19 protein-coding genes and 1 pseudogene are annotated in these 17317 nt (G+C 71.6%); 11 read left to right on the top strand and 9 right to left on the bottom strand.

Features of this window, described 5'->3' with window-relative positions:
* Positions 1 to 9: 9 nt before the first annotated feature.
* The 3 genes from H5965_RS01010 to H5965_RS01000 all read left to right on the top strand — a co-directional run bounded on the left by H5965_RS01010 (position 10) and on the right by H5965_RS01000 (position 3501).
* The gene (locus H5965_RS01010; protein ID WP_310967203.1) at positions 10 to 375 is read left to right on the top strand and encodes a VOC family protein; all 366 of its coding nucleotides are present in this window, start codon (positions 10 to 12) and stop codon (positions 373 to 375) included.
* 1038 nt (positions 376 to 1413) lie between these two features.
* Entirely contained in the window at positions 1414 to 3084 is a 1671-nt protein-coding gene (locus H5965_RS01005; RefSeq protein WP_310967200.1) for a hypothetical protein, read from the top strand.
* Between the two features lie 15 nt (positions 3085 to 3099).
* Entirely contained in the window at positions 3100 to 3501 is a 402-nt protein-coding gene (locus H5965_RS01000; protein WP_310967197.1) for an NUDIX hydrolase, read from the top strand.
* Positions 3502 to 3668: 167 nt separating this feature from the next.
* Here H5965_RS01000 and H5965_RS00995 read toward each other — a convergent pair whose 3' ends face one another.
* The 3 genes from H5965_RS00995 to H5965_RS00985 all read right to left on the bottom strand — a co-directional run bounded on the left by H5965_RS00995 (position 3669) and on the right by H5965_RS00985 (position 5383).
* The gene (locus H5965_RS00995; RefSeq protein ID WP_310968459.1) at positions 3669 to 4406 is read right to left on the bottom strand and encodes a dihydrofolate reductase family protein; all 738 of its coding nucleotides are present in this window, start codon (positions 4404 to 4406) and stop codon (positions 3669 to 3671) included.
* Positions 4403 to 4972, bottom strand: a complete 570-nt coding sequence (locus H5965_RS00990) for a dihydropteroate synthase (RefSeq protein WP_310967196.1) — start codon at positions 4970 to 4972, stop codon at positions 4403 to 4405. The genes H5965_RS00995 and H5965_RS00990 overlap by 4 nt, the downstream gene beginning before the upstream one ends.
* Before the next feature lie 111 nt (positions 4973 to 5083).
* On the bottom strand, positions 5084 to 5383 hold the full coding sequence (locus H5965_RS00985) for a hypothetical protein (RefSeq protein ID WP_310967195.1): 300 nt from the start codon (positions 5381 to 5383) through the stop codon (positions 5084 to 5086).
* A gap of 211 nt (positions 5384 to 5594) precedes the next feature.
* On the opposite strand from H5965_RS00985, the gene H5965_RS00980 reads away from it, so the two are divergent.
* From H5965_RS00980 to H5965_RS00960, 5 genes are read left to right on the top strand one after another with little or no spacing between them, the layout of a single operon-like run.
* Positions 5595 to 6503, top strand: a complete 909-nt coding sequence (locus H5965_RS00980; protein ID WP_310967193.1) for a hypothetical protein — start codon at positions 5595 to 5597, stop codon at positions 6501 to 6503.
* A 33-nt stretch (positions 6504 to 6536) separates the two neighbouring features.
* Positions 6537 to 7718 carry a histidinol-phosphate transaminase gene (locus tag H5965_RS00975; protein WP_310967191.1) on the top strand — a complete coding sequence of 394 codons (1182 nt, stop codon included), beginning with the start codon at positions 6537 to 6539 and terminating at the stop codon, positions 7716 to 7718.
* Between the two features lie 11 nt (positions 7719 to 7729).
* Entirely contained in the window at positions 7730 to 8656 is a 927-nt protein-coding gene (locus H5965_RS00970) for a phosphotransferase (protein ID WP_310967189.1), read from the top strand.
* A 30-nt stretch (positions 8657 to 8686) separates the two neighbouring features.
* Positions 8687 to 9376 (top strand): TetR/AcrR family transcriptional regulator, encoded by a 690-nt coding sequence (locus H5965_RS00965; RefSeq protein WP_310967188.1) that lies wholly within the window; start codon positions 8687 to 8689, stop codon positions 9374 to 9376.
* 26 nt (positions 9377 to 9402) lie between these two features.
* Positions 9403 to 10251, top strand: coding sequence for an LLM class F420-dependent oxidoreductase (locus H5965_RS00960; RefSeq protein WP_310967186.1), 849 nt, complete (start codon positions 9403 to 9405; stop codon positions 10249 to 10251).
* Here the strand turns inward: H5965_RS00960 and H5965_RS00955 are convergent, their stop codons facing one another.
* Positions 10252 to 10989 carry a nitroreductase/quinone reductase family protein gene (locus H5965_RS00955; protein ID WP_310967185.1) on the bottom strand — a complete coding sequence of 246 codons (738 nt, stop codon included), beginning with the start codon at positions 10987 to 10989 and terminating at the stop codon, positions 10252 to 10254.
* Positions 10990 to 11052: 63 nt separating this feature from the next.
* A complete protein-coding gene (locus H5965_RS00950) occupies positions 11053 to 11880 on the bottom strand; it encodes a hypothetical protein (RefSeq protein WP_310967184.1) in 828 nt (275 codons plus the stop codon).
* A 61-nt stretch (positions 11881 to 11941) separates the two neighbouring features.
* Between H5965_RS00950 and H5965_RS00945 the strand changes: the two genes are divergently transcribed.
* From H5965_RS00945 to H5965_RS00935, 3 genes are all read left to right on the top strand, one after another.
* A complete protein-coding gene (locus H5965_RS00945; protein WP_310967181.1) occupies positions 11942 to 13465 on the top strand; it encodes an AMP-binding protein in 1524 nt (507 codons plus the stop codon).
* Between the two features lies 1 nt (position 13466).
* The gene (locus H5965_RS00940) at positions 13467 to 13796 is read left to right on the top strand and encodes a hypothetical protein (protein WP_310967179.1); all 330 of its coding nucleotides are present in this window, start codon (positions 13467 to 13469) and stop codon (positions 13794 to 13796) included.
* A 92-nt stretch (positions 13797 to 13888) separates the two neighbouring features.
* Positions 13889 to 14458: a hypothetical protein gene (locus tag H5965_RS00935; RefSeq protein WP_310967178.1), complete on the top strand. Its 570-nt coding sequence runs from the start codon at positions 13889 to 13891 to the stop codon at positions 14456 to 14458.
* Here H5965_RS00935 and H5965_RS00930 read toward each other — a convergent pair.
* The 4 genes and pseudogenes from H5965_RS00930 to H5965_RS46085 form a co-directional block, all read right to left on the bottom strand.
* Entirely contained in the window at positions 14455 to 15561 is a 1107-nt protein-coding gene (locus H5965_RS00930) for an epoxide hydrolase (protein ID WP_310967177.1), read from the bottom strand. The two genes, H5965_RS00935 and H5965_RS00930, sit on opposite strands and share 4 nt — an antisense overlap.
* Positions 15558 to 16103, bottom strand: coding sequence for a dihydrofolate reductase family protein (locus tag H5965_RS00925; protein ID WP_310967175.1), 546 nt, complete (start codon positions 16101 to 16103; stop codon positions 15558 to 15560). Before H5965_RS00925 ends, H5965_RS00930 begins: the two co-directional genes overlap by 4 nt.
* A gap of 7 nt (positions 16104 to 16110) precedes the next feature.
* Positions 16111 to 16554, bottom strand: a pseudogene (locus H5965_RS46090) (molybdopterin dinucleotide binding domain-containing protein); the annotation flags it as partial.
* A gap of 236 nt (positions 16555 to 16790) precedes the next feature.
* A complete protein-coding gene (locus H5965_RS46085; protein ID WP_396136869.1) occupies positions 16791 to 17153 on the bottom strand; it encodes a molybdopterin-dependent oxidoreductase in 363 nt (120 codons plus the stop codon).
* Between the last annotated feature and the right edge of the window lie 164 nt (positions 17154 to 17317).

Below are 17317 nucleotides of genomic sequence, written 5' to 3'. Positions count from 1 at the left end.
AGTCCGATCATGAAGCTGACTTCCACCGTGCTCGGCACGCCGGAACCCCGCGCGCTCGCCGAGTTCTACTCGAAGCTCCTCGGCTGGCCGATCCGCACGGACGAGCCGGAGTGGGTGACCCTCCGCCCGGACGACGGCAGCGCGGGCCTGTCGTTCCAGCTGGAGAACGAGCACATCCCGCCGGTGTGGCCGCCGGCCGAAGGTGCCCAGCAGATGCAACTGCACCTGGACATCGAGGTCGACGACCTCGAGCAGGCAACGGCGGCGGCGACCGCGGCGGGCGCGGTGGTCGCGGAGTTCCAGCCGCAGGAGGATGTCCGAGTGTGCTTCGACCCGGCCGGGCACCCGTTCTGCCTGTGGAAGCGCGAGGGGTGAGGCCGGACCGGGCGGGGTTCTCGGCCCACGACGGGTTCACGCTGTAGCGGTCGCCGACGTTGGCGGTTTCGGCGCGGGCGCTGGTCGAGGGCCTCGTTCTGGCGCGGTTCCTGACGTGTCACGCGATCCGGACGGACCTTCGCGGGTGGGCAGGCCGCAGCGCGCGGCGGCAGTCGATCTCGCGCGCAACGCAGCGGACGAGTGCTGCCGGCACGGACCCCGGGGGTGCCCAACGGCATCAGGCGGGTCATCAGCAGGTGGGCAGGCGTCATCGGCACGGCAAGACGCAATCCTCAGCGGGGCGAGGCGACCGCGGACGGCATGGACAGGCCGCACGGGTGGTCAGCGGGACGGGGTAGGCGCCGTCGGTACGGAAAGCACCGCGAGCGTGATCAGCGGAGCGGGCGCCGGTGACGCGGAATCACGGCGCGGGTCATCAGCGGGGAGAGCCGACGCTGGCGGCACGGAGGGACCGCGAGGGCGGGCACCGGCCGAGCCCGAAGCACCGCGTCTGTCCTCAGCGGGGTAGAGCGGCAAATGGCCGCATGGAAGCACCACGCGGGTCGCCAGAGAGCGGCCGGACGCTGGCGGTACGGGAGTGCGGCGTGGGCCGCAAAGACCGGGCGGACGCTGGCCGCACGGGAGCGCGGCACGTGCCGCCAGCGGGCGGATAGGCGCGGAGGGCATCCCGTGCCCAGCGCGGACCACCAACGCGCGGGCCGGGCGCTGAGGGCGCGGAGCCCGGCGCAGGCCTTCAGCGGGCGGGCCGGGTCGGCGGCGCTGGGCGCGGCGCGGGCTGCCGGTGGGTGGGTGGATGCTGGCGGTGCGGACGAGCGGCGCCGGCGGGGTGGGGCGCGGGCCGTCAGCGGGGCGGGCCGGGGTCGGCGGCGCTGGAGCGAGGCACGCGGGTCGGCGCTGGCGATTCTGGAGCGTGCTGCGTGGCGCCGGTGGGGGTGGGGTGACGCCCCGCGTTCGGTCGGTCACAGGATCCGCTATGTTCGGCGGAGGTCCTGTTTCCGGCGAACGGAGTTGAGTCCTGTGGGGGTGCACCGGATCTGGCACCACGGACTGGTCCCCACCGAGGGGAAACGCCCCCTGGACGCCTTGCGCAGCAGGCTGATCAGCCGCCAGCGGCAGCAGGACGACTACACGGTGATCGATCTCGGGTCGTCCGATGACGGTGGTTCGCGGCGGTGCGATCTCCAGTTCGCGTACGAGGGCGGCGAAGGCCGCTACTCCGTTCAGGTATTGCTTTCGCTCTGCTACCGCGCCGGCGAGGATCGGGTTACCTGGTTGCTGAGCGCGGCGTGCACGCGGCCTTGGCGGAGCTGCCATGACGCTCCCGCCTGGCGGATCGGGTTGGAGGAGCTGGGCGCCAGCGGCAGTGACGAAATCCCGATCGAGACGCCGGTGCTGGCGATGCGCGGGTGGTCGCGTAAGGAATGCGACCACCTCGCCGACCTGCTCGGTGAGGCGCTGGCGGCACCCTGGCGCTCTTCGGCCGTGCTGGTGCTCACCGAGCCGCCGACGGTTCCGGTGGAAGGGTGGCCCGGGCTGGTCAACGTCTTCGACGTCGACGATCGGTTCCGCCACACCCTCAACCGGCACCTGCCGCTCGGGTGCGCGCTGCCGCAGGGCGCTCGGCTCTACGTGCCGCCGTGCGACCAGCTGCCGGACTTCGTCTTCAGCGAGAGCCCGGTGTCCGGCGAGGCGCTGGAGGGTGCGATCACCCGGCTCATCCAGACCCGCGGCCGGACGCCCCTGCCCGAGGAGTGGGCGGACGTGCCGAGCGTGCGGGCTTGGTACGAGGCCGATCCGTTCGCCTCGCCGGACCGCGAGCCCGACGCCGAACTGGTCGAGAAGCTCGGCCGCGCCGAGCGGGAGCTGGCCGAGGCGCGGGGCGTGATCACGATCCTGCGGAAGAAAGCCAAGGCCCACGCCGAAGAACGGGACCGGCACGCCTGCGAGGTGAAGACGCTCCGCCGCCGCCTCGAGGACGCCTGCGCCACCGACGTCGCCTGCCTGCGCGACCAGCTCGCGCAGCTGCAGGCGGAGGTGGACGACTACGCGCGGGCGTTCGAGGAGACGGAGACCGAGCGCGACGAACTCAGACGCGTCAACGGCCTGCTGGCCGGCCGGCTCGCGCGCCACCACGACGCCGACGACGAGGTCGCCGCCGCCGAACGCCCGCCGGAGGACTTTCCCAGCTTCGCCGAGCTGATCGGCGCCGCGAGCGCTTCGCTCAAGCACCTCGCCATCACGGCCGAACCGGCGCCGGCGGCGATCCTCGACCACCACCCCAAAGCCGCCGCCTGGCGCCGTAAGGCGTGGGACGCCCTCCGCACCCTCGACGCCTACGCGGGCGCCCGGACGTCCCTGCTCGGCGCAGGCCAGGATCCGGGCCCCGAACTGTCGGACGTGCTCGCGTTCGCCCGCACCGGCCAGCCGGGTTCGCTGATCAGCGCGAACATCATCGCCCTGGCCGAGTCGGACACGGTGACGACGAACGAGCGGCTCCGCCAGGCCCGCACGTTCCGCGTCGATCCCCGGACGAACCCCGCCGGCCGCGACTACTTCGGCGCCCACATCGCCTTGGAGCGCTTCAAATCCCCGGCACCCCGCCTGCACTTCCTCGACGACACCGACGGCACGGGCATCGTCTACATCGGGTACCTCGGCGCCCACCTGCCGACGTCGAAGACCAACTGAGCGAGAATCGCGCGCATGACGGAGAGCGCGCACAAGCACCTGGCCTACTGCTGGATCGCCCGCGGCGACCGGGTGCTGTTCCTCCGCCGCGGGCCCGGCGTCTTCCTCGCGGGCCGGTGGGAATTGCCCGGCGGCACGGCAGAACCAGGCGAGCGCCTCGAAGACACAGCGACGCGCGAAGCGGCGGAGGAGACCGGGCTGACGGTCCGCGTCACCGGCGAGCTCGCGCGCGACGCGTGGCCGGATGTGGCGGGGCGGACCTTGCGCATCCACGCTTTCGTTTACACGGTGGAAGAAGAGGGCGCCCGCGAGGTCACGCTCAACCCCGAGGAGCACGACGACTTCGCGTGGCTGACGCGGGCGGAGGCGCGGGAACTGTTGCTGCCGGACCATTTCCGGCGACTGCTCGATCGGTAGGACATTTCGCTTGTGCAGCACCGGATCGCGGTGCTGCCGGGGTCTTCGGTTCGCGGTCATGTCTTCGACCTTATCCGAACACGTGTGCGAACGTCATCGCTGGAACGGGTGAACTCAGGAGCGGGCCTGAGCAGCAGTTTCCGTTGCACCCCAAGGTATCGACAAAACTACCGCGGTGCGAGGTACCGCAGCAGCACGCTGGCGCCGTCCGTGAGCACCGACGCCAGCTCCAGCTCCGCCGGGTCGACCGGCACCCCGACGGACGCCCGGCTCGCCGTCCCCGCCACCAGGAACGGCGCCACCGTCAACCGGAACTCGTCGACCAGCCCCGCCTCGATCAACGACCCGAACAACCGGGGCCCGCCTTCACAATCGATGCGGCCCAAGCCTTCCGCCACCAGGGTCGACACCACCCGCGAGGCCGAAACCTCCTGCTCCCCCACCACGAACACCCTGGCGCCGTGAGCCGTCCAGGCGTCGCGCAACGCGACCGGCGCCGCCGAGGAGGTGAAGACCAGCGTCGGCACCGCCGCCTTCGTGATCACCGGGGCGTCCGGCGGCAGGGAACGGCCCGTGGTCACCACCGCCACCGGGGCGATCGGGGCCAGGCCGAACCGGCGGCGGCGGTCCGCCGTGGCGGCGTCGGGGCGCATTCCCTCGAAGCCCTCCGCCATCGCCGTCCCCGCGCCCACCAGAACCACGTCAGCCAGGTCGTTGCCGAGGCGGTAGACCACCCGGTCCGCCGGGGTCGACAGCGCCCCGGACCGGCCCTCGACCGCGATCGCACCGTCCGTGCTCGACACGAAGTTCACCGCCAGCCAGCGAGGGTTCGCCGGGTAGCGGTACAGCTGCTCGAGATCGCCCTCGGCCAGGTCGCGCGGGGACGGCCAGATCTGGCGGATCACTCCCATCGGACCGCCTTCGCCGGCGGGCGGGTGCCCGCGATGCTCGCCGCCATCTCCGCCACGTGACGCACCTGGCGGACGTGCTTCGTGCGGATGATCGCCACCCCCGCCGAGGCCGCGAGGGCCGCCAGCGCCAGCCCCGCGGGTGTTCCGTCGCCGGGCACCGAAGCCAGCACGGGCACGTCCGCGGAAGGCAGCGGCGCGCGGAACTCCCCGATGTCCAGGACAACGGACAGACCGGGCACGGCGGGAACAGCAGGGGCGGCGTAACCGGCGTCGTACCGGGCCGCGACCTCGGCCAGGTCCGCGCGCGTCAGGATCAGGTCGGCGCCCGCTTCGCAGCAGGCCGCGGCGACCGACGGGTCCGCGGCGTGGACCCCGATGACGAGGCCGGGAAAACTCTGACGCGCCTGCTCGACGAGGGACGCGGAACCGGGGAAACCCACGAGATCGGCGCCGTCGGCAACAGCGGCGCGGGCCGCGGGGAGCGACTCGACCGCGGCCAGCACCAGCGCGCGGTCACTGCTCAACCGGCGGCCCCGGAAGACGAGGTCGGGGGTTTTCATCGCACTCTCCCTGGCTGGACGTCCTTCGCGATCATAAGCGACCAGCGGGTGAGTGTTCTTCGCCGTCAGGTGGCGGGGCTTCGTCGCCGGGCCACCCGACTTGACGGCTCCTCAGGAGGCGATGGCCTCGTTGATCGCCAGCAGCTCCTGAGCGGTGCGCGTGGCGGTGAACTCGATGACGTCGTACCGGGCGAGCCGCTGGACCACGAACGGGTCACTGGCCAGCACGGCGTCGAGCTTGCCGCGCAGCACCGAGCGGACCAGGATCACGTGGTCGGCCGAGCCGTTGCCCTTTCCGCAAACCAGGAAGAGTCCTTTCGTGAATTGTTTGCGCACCCAGTCCGAATGGTCCGGAAGCGCGTAGTCGACTTCTGTTTCGGGCGCTGTATAGGTCAGCAATGCGATGTACATGTTCGCAGGATAGAACGCCTTTGCCGACATCGCATCCGCCTGGCGAGTGGCGCCCGGCACGTCCGCCGTCAATATTCCGTCAAGAAGATTGGAATTCCTTTACCGACCCTTTTTCGACACACTCACCGATTTCCGTACGCACGTCGTCGTACGTCGGGGTGTCGCCGCCGGGCCGACGCGGCGACCGGGCGGCCAAGCGAGACTCGGCAGCATGAACCCACTGACCCGCATCCGGTACGACGGGCGCCGCGCCGAGCGGATCGCCTACGCCGTCGGCGCGGCGCTGTTCCTCGGCGGCGTCGCGCACGCTCTCGTCCTCATCGCCACCGGCGGCTCGTGGCTGGGCCCGCTGTCGATGCGCAAGGCCGTCACGTTCGGCCTCTCGTTCGGGCTGACGCTCGCCTCGGTCGCCTGGGCGACCTCGTTCCTCACCGTGCGCCCCGGGGTGCGCAACCTCCTGCTCGGCGCGTTCACCGCGGCGAGCGTCGCCGAGGTCGCCCTGGTCAGCATGCAGGCGTGGCGCGGGGTGCCGTCGCACTTCAACTTCGAGACCTCGTTCGACAGTACCGTTTCGATGACACTGGCCGCGGGTGGTGGCGTGCTCGTCCTCACGGTCATCGGCTTCACCGCCGCCGCGCTCGTGGAACCCGGCCCGGCCGCGCCGAGCCTGCGCCTGGCCGTCCGCGCCGGCCTGGTCGTGCTGCTGGTCGCGCTGGCCACCGGGGCGGTGATGATCGGCCGCGGGGTCGTCGCGGCCCGCGGCGGCGACCCGCAGCTGGCCTACACCACCGCCGGCTCGCTCAAGCCGCTGCACGCGGTCGCCATGCACGCGATCCTGGTGCTGCCCGCGCTGGCCTGGATCCTGCGCATCACGCCCCACCCGGAAGCCCACCGGCTGCGCGTCGTGAAGGTCGCCGTCGCCGCCGACGCCGTGCTCACCGCCGTGATCGGCGTCGAGTCCTTCACCGGCATCGACCCGCTGTCCGCGCCGTTGCCGCTCATGCTCCTGTCCGCGCTGGCCGCGGCGGTGCTGGCGGGCACCGGAATCCACGCGTTGTCCGGCATTGAACCGGCCGTCCGATTCGTACGTGTCCTCAACGGGAAGGCAAGGGGCCGGTAAAGCGGCGGACGGAGAACACGCGTGCGGCACGGTATGACCCCCCACGGCCTTTTCCAGCAGAACAAGGCCCACAGCCCGTCGTTCTTCTCCGTGGCCAGGGCGATGGGCCAGCACGCGGACGACCTCGCGGACTTCTGCATCCCCTGCAACCCGTACTTCCCGACCGACGAGATGTTCGGCGAGCTCGAACGCAACCTCCGCACGATCCTCAAGTTCTACCCGAGCGACGCCGGCGCGATCACCGCCCAGCTGGCGAGCGTCCTGCGGCTCAACCCGTCGACGATCTCACCGGCCAACGGCTCGACCGAGCTGATCACCTGGATCGACCAGCTGCTGGTCGATTCCAGCGTCGCCGTGCCGATCCCGACCTTCGGCCGCTGGACCGACCAGCCGATGGAGACCGGCAAGCGCGTCGACATGTTCCTGCTCAAGGAAGCGGACGGCTTCGAGCTGCGGGTGGACGAGTACATCGACTTCATCAAGCGCCGCGGCTCCCGGGTCGCGGTGCTGTGCAACCCGAACAACCCCGACGGCGGGTACCTGCCGCGCCGCGAGGTGATCCGGTTCATGGACGCCCTCGAAGACCTCGACCTGGTGGTGATCGACGAGTCCTTCATCGACTTCGTCGAGGTCGAGCGGAACCCGTCGGTGGCCGCCGAAGCCGTCGTCCGGCCGAACGTGATCGTGCTGAAGAGCCTCGGCAAGAACTTCGGGCTGCACGGCATCCGGTTCGGCTACCAGGTCTCGAACCCGGCGTTGACGCGCAAGCTGTCGGCCGCGCTGCCGAAGTGGAACCTGAACTCGCTCGCCGAGACCGTGATCTTCATGCTCGCCGAGCACCGCGCGGAGTACGAGGACAGCCTCAAGAAGCTCGCGCTCGACCGGTTCATGATGCATTCGCAGCTCGGGCAGTTCCCGGAGCTGACGGTGTTCCCGTCGCAGGCGAACTTCCTGCTCGTCAAGTTGCCCGCGTCGGTCGACGGCGCCGAGCTGTGCGACTACCTGCTCACCGAGCACCACCTGCTGGTGCGCCAGTGCGGCAACAAGATCGGCATGACCAGCCAGTTCATGCGCTTCGGGGTGCGGCCGGACACCGAGGTCGAACGGCTGGCCGAGGGACTGCGCGGCGTGGAGCGGCTCGGCGGCGGGCGGCACACGACGCCGACCATCGAGCTGGTCTCCCACTCGCGCGAGCCGGAACGGTCGATCAGCTGAGCACCTGGGCGATGGCCGACTTCCAGGCGAACACCCGGCCGTTCGCCGAGCTCGACCGCGCCGGCCGCACCCGGCGCCTGCGACGGCTCGCGGAAGCGGCGCTGACGGCCTACGCCGTGCCGGTGGCCCGCCTGACCCCGCTGGCCCACGGGCACAACACGACGTTCCGCGTCGACGGCGCCGACGGCCACCGGTACGTGCTGCGGGTGCAGCGGCCGGACGGCCCCGGCGTCTCCCAGGTCCGGGCCGAGATGGCCTGGCTGACCACGCTGCGCCGCGAAACCGGCCTCGTCGTCCCGCAGCCGGTGCCAACGCGCGCGCGGGACCTGGTCACCGTGGTCGCCGACCCGGCCGTGCCCGAACCACGCACCTGCGTGCTCAGCCACTGGGTCGAGGGCCGGTTCCTCGACGAGCGGCTCAGCGCGCCGCAGCTGTACGCCGTCGGCGAGTTCACCGCGCGGCTGCACCTGCACGGCACCCGGATGAACGGCCTCGACCGCCGCCGCGTCGACGACCTGACCGACTTCGGCCGCACTCAGGTGGACGGCTTCTCCGCGGCGGTCGTCGACCGGGCCGTCGCGGCGGCCGGCGGCGACGAGCGGATCCGCAAGGCGGTGGCCCGCGTCCGCGCGGTGCGGACCGAGCTGGGCTACGGCTCCGACGTCTTCGGCCTGGTGCACGGCGACCTGCACCAGGAGAACTACCTGCTGCACCGCGGCCGCGTGCACGTGATCGACTTCGACGACTGCGGGTACGGGCACTACGCTTACGACCTCGCCGTCGCCTGCGCCGCACTCGCGCACCTGCCCCACCGCGAAGAGCTGAAGGAGGCTCTCCTGGACGGCTACCGGTCGGTCCGCCCGGCCGCCGCCACGACGGACGGGGGCGTGCTGGCCGCCTTCGCCGGGCTCCGGCGGGTCCAGCTCCGCCTGCGCTGACCCGTTACAGACCGTCGTTACAATTGCTACATGGCCGGACGATCGAGCAACGCCACCAGTACCCGCGACCGCCTGCTCATGGCCGCCGGCCAGCTCCTGCACGAAGCCGGCGACGGGCCGGTGTCGACGCGGGCGATCTGCGAGCGCGCCGGCGTCCAGGCCCCCACGCTGTACCACCACTTCGGCAGCAAGCAGGGCCTGCTCGACGCGGTCGTCAACTACGGCTTCACCCAGTACGTCCAGGCACCGGAACCGGGCAGCGACCCGGTGGAGCGGATCCGCGCGGGCTGGGACAGGCACGTCGAGTACGGCTTGGAGCACCCGGCGTTCTACGTGCTGCTCTACGGCCAGATCGAGCCGGGCGTCCCGTGCAACCTCACCTCCAGCGCCGAAGCGATGCTGCTGGAGCTCTTCACGCCGTTGGCGCGCGACGGCCGCCTGCGCGTCGACGCGGCGGAGGCCGCGCGGCAGTTCGCGGCGGCGAACAGCGGCGTGACGCTCAGCTTGATCGCCCAGCCCGAGGAAAGCCGGGACCTGGCGATGTCCGCGCAGGTCAGGGAGTCCGTCCTGGCCGGGCTGCTCGCCGATCGGCCCGCCCAAAGCTCGTCCGTCAGCGCGCTGGCTGTCGCTTTGTCGACCGCGCTCCAGGACGACACGGACGCCCTGACCACCACCGAGCGCCAGATGCTGCGCGAGTGGCTCCACCGGCTGGCGCCCTGAGCGCTACATTTGCTACATTACTCGATATGACAAATGTATCGAGCAGGTTCGGCGTGTTCCTGGCCCCGCACCGCGACGACGTCGTCCGCAAGGAACAGGCGATCGCGGCGGACGCACTGGGGTACGGCGCGGTCTGGCTGGGCACCGGCCGCAACTCGGTCGGCGACCTCGCGCTCGTCGAGGACGTCCTGGCCGCCACCGAGCGGATCACCGTGGCGACGGCGATCGTCAACGTGTGGGTCGACGAGCCGGAGACGCTCGCCGAGTCCTACCACCGGCTCGCGGGCCGGTACGGAAAGCGCTTGCTGCTCGGCATCGGCGTCGGCCACCCCGAGTCGGTCACCGGGTACCGCAGCCCGTACGCCAAGATCGTCGACTACCTCGACCGGCTCGACGCGGCCGGCGTCCCGGCCGAGGCCCGGGTGCTCGCCGCGCTCGGCGACCGCGTGCTGAAGCTGGCCGCCGAGCGCACCGCGGGCGCACACCCCTACCTCGTGCCGGTCGCGCACACCCGGCACGCGCGGGCGATCCTGGGCGCGGGCAAGCTGCTGGCACCGGAGCACAAGGTGGTCCTGGACGAGGACAGCGTGGCGGCGCGCGCCATCGGACGGCCGTACGTCCAGACCCCCTACCTCGGCCTCAGCAACTACGTGAACAACCTGCTGCGCCACGGGTACACCGAGGCCGACGTCGCCGGCGGCGGCAGTGACCGCCTGATCGACGACCTCGTCCTGCACGGGACACCGGAGACCGTCGCCAAGGGGCTGCTGTCCCATGTGGACGCCGGCGCCGACCACGTGGCGGTGCAGGTGCTCGGCCCCTCCCCCGAGGTGGAGCTGGCGAACCAGCGCCGGCTGGCCGAGGTGCTGCTCTGATCAGCCGGGCGCGGGCAGCAGGACGTTCAGCGCGGTGACGAGCGTGCGCTCCTCGTAGGCGAAGTGACTGTCCAATGCGGACTGGAGCCGGTCGAACTCCGCGCGCAGCCGGGCCGGGTCGGTTTCCGTCTCGGCGAGCCGCTCGATCTCCTCCTGCAGCCGGCCCACGACGACGTGCTCTTCGTCGAGCTTCGCCAGCGTGGGCTTGAGGGCCGGGAACCGCTCGGCCAGCAGCGGGAAGATGTTCGTGGCCTCCCCGGTGTGGTGCCGGCCGAGGGCCGTGCAGAAGCCGGCGCACCGCGTGCGCAGCTGCCGCGGGATGCCGCAGTCCAGCTCGGCGCGCATTTCCTTCAGCTCACCGCGCAGCCAGTCGTGCATCTCGACGAGCCAGTCGCCCATGCGCCGCGCGGTGTCGAACCGGTGCAGCTCGACGACGGGCAGGATCCGGGTCGTTCGCGCCTGGTAGTCCGCGAACCCCGGCTCCCGCTCGAGCACCTCGGCGAACAGCCGGTCGCGGTCCGGCGGGAGCGCCGCCATCGCCTCGTACGACTCGGTGTCCGTTTCCACCAGCACCAGCGGGTTGCGCCGGATGTTGTGGTACCAGGCCGGGTGTTTCGGCGCACCCATCGCCGAGGCGACGACGACCAGCCGGCCGTCGATGTCCAAGGCGCCCAACGGAACGCGGTGCTTCCGGCCCGTCCGGGCGCCGGTCGTGGTGAGCATGATCGAACGGGGCACGATCGCACGTTACCGACCGGCCCGGCAGCCGGACATCCCTCAACCGCATAGATCGGGCCTGGCTCAGCGGGCGGCGTCAGCGGCTTTCCGGGCGGCGGTGGCGGCCTTGTCGGCTTCGTCGAAGGCCGCTTTCGCGGTCTCGAACTCCGCCGTCGCCCGCTCGGCGCGTTCCTCGGCTTCGGCCAAGCGCTCGCGCAGGTCGTCGACGCGGGCGGTGGCCTGCTCGGCCGCGCGTTCGGTGCGGACCAGGTCGCGCTCGGCGGTCGCGCGTTCCTTGTCCCGCTCGGCGGCTTCCTTGCGCAGGCGCTCGCGTTCCGACCGCGCCCGGGCCCGCTCCTCTTCTTCACGCCGGTGGTCGCGCTTCGGCTTGGCCGGTTCGGCCTTGTCCACCAGCTTCGCCGGGCGCTTCCCGGTGACGGGCGGGACGCTCGCGGCGAGGCTGAACCACTGGTCGGTGTCCTGGTGCGCGACCGACGTCAGCCGCCCGGCGAGCGCCAGCGCGGCGGTGTCCGGCTCGGCCGCGACGGCCTCCAAGGTCGACTCCACCTCGCGGGAGACGGTGTCGCTCATCGACGGCAGCTCGTGGAGGATCCGCCGCACCAGCTCGCCGCGGCGCCGGGTCAGCGCGCGCAGCTCGTCGCCGGCCAGGCGGGTGTGCGCATCCCTCAGTTCGGCACCGAGCTCGGCGAGTTCACGCAGCTGATCGGAATCGTCCCGGGCCAGGCCGTTGACGATCGCCGCGGCCGTGGTCGGCTTGCGCAGCTGCTGGATCCGCTTCGCGAGCTCGGCGTCTCCCTCGGCCTTCGCCGCCTTCGCCGCCGCGTTGCGCGCGCTGACGAACTCCGCGAGGTCGCCCCCGTAGAGCTCGCCGGCCACCGTGTCGAAGTCCATCGTGGTCCAGCGAACCACATCGGACTGGTGCGGGCACCCGGTGAGGAGTCATCATCGGGGGATGTTCTTCGATCTGGGTGTCCGGGACTTCCTCGACCGCGCGGAAACGGTGTACCCGGACCGCGTCGCCGTGGTCGACGAGCCGGACCAGCCGGCGCCGAGCTGGGGTTCGCTCACCTACCGCGAGGTGGCGCGCCGGGCCCGCGCGCAGGCCGCCAACCTCGACGCGCTGGGCGTGCCGGCCGGCGGGCGGGTCGCGATGGTGTCGCACAACGCCGCGCGGCTGCTCGTGTCGTTCTTCGGCGTGTCCGGCTGGGGCCGGATCCTGGTGCCGGTCAACTTCCGGCTGGCTCCCGCCGAGGTCAAGTACATAGTGGAGCACTCCGGGGCGGAGGTGCTGATCGTCGACCCGGAGCTCGAGCACCTGCTCGGCACGGTGACGGCGAAGCACGTGTTCGTCCTGGGCCGCGACGACGACGCCATCTGGGGCGGCGACGGAACGCCCCGGCCCTGGGACGGCGACGAGTCGGCCACCGCGACCCTCAACTACACGTCGGGGACGACCGCCCGGCCGAAGGGCGTGCAGCTCACCCACCGCAACATCTGGCTGAACGCCGCGGTGTTCGGCCTGCACACCACGTTGAGCGACAACGACGTCCTGCTGCACACGCTGCCGATGTTCCACTGCAACGGCTGGGGCATGCCGTACGCGGTGACCGGCCTCGGCGGGCGGCACATCGTGCTGCGGAAGGTCGACGGCACCGAAATCCTGAGGCGCATCGACGAACACGGCGTGACGATCCTGTGCGCGGCGCCCGCGGTGGTCACGGCGGCCCTGGACGGCGCCGCGGCCTGGGACGGCGAGATCCCCGGCCGCGACCGCGTCCGGATCGTGGTGGCCGGCGCGCCGCCTCCGACGCGCACGATCGAGCGCGTGCGGGCCGAGCTGGGCTGGGAGTTCATCCAGATCTACGGGCTCACCGAGACCGCGCCGCTGCTGACGGTCAACCGGATGCGCAGCGAGTGGGCGGACCTCGACCCGCACGAGCAGGCGCGGCGGCTGGGCCGCGCGGGCACGCCGGCGCTCGGCGTCCGGATCGCGGTGGACGGCGACGGCGAGGTGCTCGCCCAGTCGAACCACAACCTCGACGGCTACTGGGAGAACCCTTCGGAGACCGCACGGGTCACCGACGGCGGCTGGTTCCACACCGGCGACGGCGGAACGTTCTCCGAGGGTTACCTGACGATCGCGGACCGCAAGAAGGACGTGATCATCTCGGGCGGCGAGAACGTGTCGTCGATCGAGGTGGAGGACGCGCTCAACTCGCACCCGGCGATCCGCGAGGCCGCGGTGATCGGCATCCCGGACGAGAAGTGGGGCGAGCTGGTGACGGCGCTGGTCGTGGTGGAGGGTTCGGTCACGGCGGAGGAGCTGATCCGGCACTGCCGGGAGTACCTGGCCGGCTACAAGTGCCCGAAGCGGATCGAGTTCCTGGACGCGCTGCCCCGGACGGCGACCGGGAAGATCCAGAAGTTCAAGCTGCGGGAGCCGTTCTGGCAGGGGCAGTCGCGGCAGGTCAACTGAGGTGCGGTTCTTCTTCGACCCGGGCTCGGGCGCGGCGCTGTGGGACGACGCCGGACCGGCGGATCTCGACGAGCTGCCGATCAGCGCCTCGTTGCGGGCCTCGGTGGACAGCCTGGTCGAGCAGTACGACGAGTCGGTGAACTGGGACTACCCGCCGGACCCCGGACCGTGGCGGGAGGCGCGGTGCGCCCGCTTCAACGCCGACGTGCGTGCGGTCCTGGGCCGGTTGCGCGAGGAGCTGGGGCACGGGGTGGAGGACCGGTTCACCGAGCTGCACGAAGACCCGGAGCTGGATCGGTACCTGGCCGATCCGGGAGGGTTCAGGCGCTAGCGGACCAGCGCGCCGAGACGGAGATGTAGCGCCGAGCTCCTCCGCGGCGACCCAGCAAGCGAACCGGATCGCCACGACGAGAGGCAGCTTCCGTGCAGACGTTCCTCCAGCAGCTCCCGGCCCTGATCGGAGTTGTCATCGGCGCGCTGGCGTCATTCGCGGCCACCTCGGCCGCCGAACGCGGGCGCTGGCGGCGGGCCCAGTCGGTGCGCTGGGACGAACGGCGGCTCACCGCCTACGCCGACTACGCCTTCGCGCTCAAGCGAGTCATCGCTCTTTCGGTCCGGATCGCGGCACATCGCGGCATCCACCCCGACATCGACTCCCTGCCGCCCGAAGAAGGGCTGCCCGCCTTGGCCGCGGCCGAGGAGGAACGCACGGTCAAGTGGGAGACCGTGCTGCTGCTGGGAACCGGCAGCACCGTCTTGGCCGCACGGGCCTGGCACGAGAGCGCCTTCCGGTTGCAGCGGATCGCCACCGGCGCGGAAGCCGACCTGCCGTGGGCCGAAGCCATCGAGGCCGTGAGCAAGGCGCGGCGCCGGTTCTACGAGGCCGCGAAGGCGGACATCGGGATCGCCGTCGGGGACCTGCCGGAAAGCTACGAGTGGCAGATCGGCCGGCTGGTCGGTCCCGACCCGGCCCCGCCGGGACCGAACGCCTAGCGGACCAGCCGGAAGAACGTCCGCACCTCGTCGGCGAACAGCTCCGGCTGCTCGTAAGCCGCGAAGTGCCCACCCCGCTCCAGCTCGTTCCAGTGGCGGATGTCGGTGTACCGCTTCTCCGCCCACCGGCGCGACGGCCGAGGCATCTCCCCGGGGAAGATCGAACACCCCACCGGCACGTCCACCGTGTCGTCCGTCGCCTCGGAGAACCACTTCTGGACCTTGCGGATGCTCTCCCAGTACAGCCGGGCCGAGGACGCCGCCGTGCCCGTCAGCCAGTACAGCGTCACGTCGTCCAGGAGCTCGTCGCGGGTGAACGGGAAGCCGTCGGACCAGGCGTGGAACTTCTCCACCAGCCAGCCACACAGGCCGGCCGGGGAGTCGAGCAGGCTGTAGCCGATCGTCTGCGGACGGGTCGACTGCAGCACCGAATACCCGTCCTCCCAGCGTTGCGCGTTCTCCAGCGCGGCCAGCGCGGCCCGCTCGGACGCCGTCAGGTCGTCGAACGTCGCCGGGTCCGGGGCCGCGATCGGCGGGTTCAGGTGGATGCCCGCCAGGTGGGCCGCGTCCTGCTGGGCCAGTGACGTCGTGATCGACGTCCCCCAGTCGCCGCCCTGGGCGCCGTAGCGGGCGTAGCCCAAGCGGGCCATCAGGGCCGCCCACGCGGCCGCGATCCGCTCGATGCCCCAGCCCGGCGCCGACGGCTTGTCGCTGAAGCCGTAGCCCGGCAGCGACGGGATCACCAGGTCGAACTCCTCCGCAAGCGGCTCGATCACCTTGCCGAACTCCAGGAACGAGCCGGGCCAGCCGTGCGTGAGGAGCAGCGGGAGCGCGTCCGGCCGCGGCGAGCGCACGTGCAGGAAGTGGATGCCCAGGCCGTCGATTTCGGTGCGGTACTGCGGAAACCGGTTGAACCGGGCTTCGACGCGGCGCCAGTCGTACTCCGTCGCCCAGTATTCGCACAGCGGGCGCAGGTAGCCCAGCGGCGTGCCCTGGCTCCAGCCGGCCACGGGCTCGGCTTCGGGCCAGCGCGTCCGCCGCAGCCTGACCCGCAGGTCGTCGAGGTCGGCCTCGGGGATCTCGATCCGGAACGGCGTGGTCACGCCGGCACGTAGGTCAGCTGCACGACACCGTTGCCGAACGTCGCGGATTTCTTCAGCTCCAGCGGGAACGACGGCCCCTCCGCGGGGAACAACCGCATGCCGCGCCCGACGACGACCGGGTAGAGCAGCAGGTTCAGCTCGTCGACCAGGCCTTCCGACAGGAGCCACCGCACCGCCGTCGGGCTGCCGCTGGTCATGATGTCGCCGCCGGTTCCGGCCTTCAGCGTCCGGACCGCTTCGGCCGGGTCGCCGGTGAGCAGCGTCGAGTTGTTCCAGCCGACTTCGGACAAAGTCGACGAAAGCACGTATTTGCGCACGTTGTTCATGAACTCGGCACCTTCGTCGTCCTCGACGGTCCGGCCGGGCCACGCCTCGGCGAACCCTTCGTAGGTGACGCGTCCGAGCAACATCGCGTCCGCGGCGGCCATCCCGCTGCCGACCGCCTGGCCGATTTCGTCGCTCCAGTACCGCAACGACCACTTGTCGGGCGCTTCGACCACGCCGTCGAGGGAGATGAACAGGTTCGCGACGATCTTGCGCATGCGCCCACTATAAACCGGCGAAACGTCCGGACCGTCCACTAGCGACGCTTTCGCTGTCCGCCTCCGCACGGGCCCGCTCCTCTTCGGTCGCGGGTTCGAGGCGCGCCGGGACGTCCTTGTGGTGCGGCGTGCCCGCGATCGGGTCCCGGTCCAGCGCGTCCGTGAGGAGGTTGATCCGCGGCCCGCTGACCACCCGGCGGCCGTCGGCGGCCGGGTGGGCCATGCCGTAGCCGTGCGGGAGCGCGAGCTGGCCCGGCCGCAGCGCGGGATCGGCCTCGGCGCGGACGACCACCCGCCCCGCCGGCGTCACGACGGCCACCCAATCGCCGGGCGAAGCGCCGATCGACGCCAGTTCTTCGGGACGCGCGCGCAGAGCGCCGTCCGGATCGGTGCGGCGCCAGCGCGGATCACGCAGGATCTGGTTCGCGTTGTGCGCCCGCCGCTGCCCGTTGAGCAGCGAAAACGGGTACGCCGGGTCCGGCTGCTCGGCGGCCGGGTCCAGCGCGGCCAGCCAGTCCAGCAGGTCCGGCACGGCGAGCTGGACGCGCTCGCGCCGCATCAGGCTCCACACTTCGTCCTGCTCGTGCGCCGAAAACGGCGTCGGACCGGCCAGGACGCGTTCGAAGAGCTCTTCGCCGAGCTGCGGACCGGTGGCCGAGCTGCCCAGCGCGCGCTGCACCGGCACGGTCATCGTCTTCGCCGCGCGGTGGCAGCCGGCCGCGTGTAGATCTCGGCCTCGACGAGCGTGCCCGGCAGCGGGTCCAGCAGCGGCGGCCGCAGCTGGAAGTAGTTCGTCGGCCATTCGAAGGTGAAGAGCGTGAACTCCCACTTCTCGTGCTGGGACGCGGCGGGCAGCACGTAGTCGGCCAGCGCGGCCGTCTCGGTGTAGGCGACGTCGACCACCACGGACAGCTCCGCGGCCTCCAGAGCGCGTTCGACGTCCCTCGTCCCCGCGAAGGTGTTGGCGGGGTTCGAGGACTCGACCCACACCGCGCGGACGTGGTTCGGGTGGTCGGCGAGGACCTCCTCGGCGAGGGTGTTCGCCGGCAGCAGGCCACCGATGTACTCGAAGCCGGTGATCTCGGAGCGCTGCCCGGTCGTCGCGCCCCACAGCGGCTGCAGCCACGAGTGCAGGTTGTTCGTCCCGCGCCGGCCGAAGTGCCCGGTGAGCAGCTACCTGCTGGATGCCCAGCTCGACGCGCACGGTCATCGCC

The sequence above is a fragment of the Amycolatopsis sp. 505 genome (assembly GCF_031625235.1).
GTDB lineage: Bacteria > Actinomycetota > Actinomycetes > Mycobacteriales > Pseudonocardiaceae > Amycolatopsis.
The sequence above is the reverse complement of the archived record's forward strand: the minus strand, read 5'-3'. Positions and strand labels throughout refer to the sequence as shown.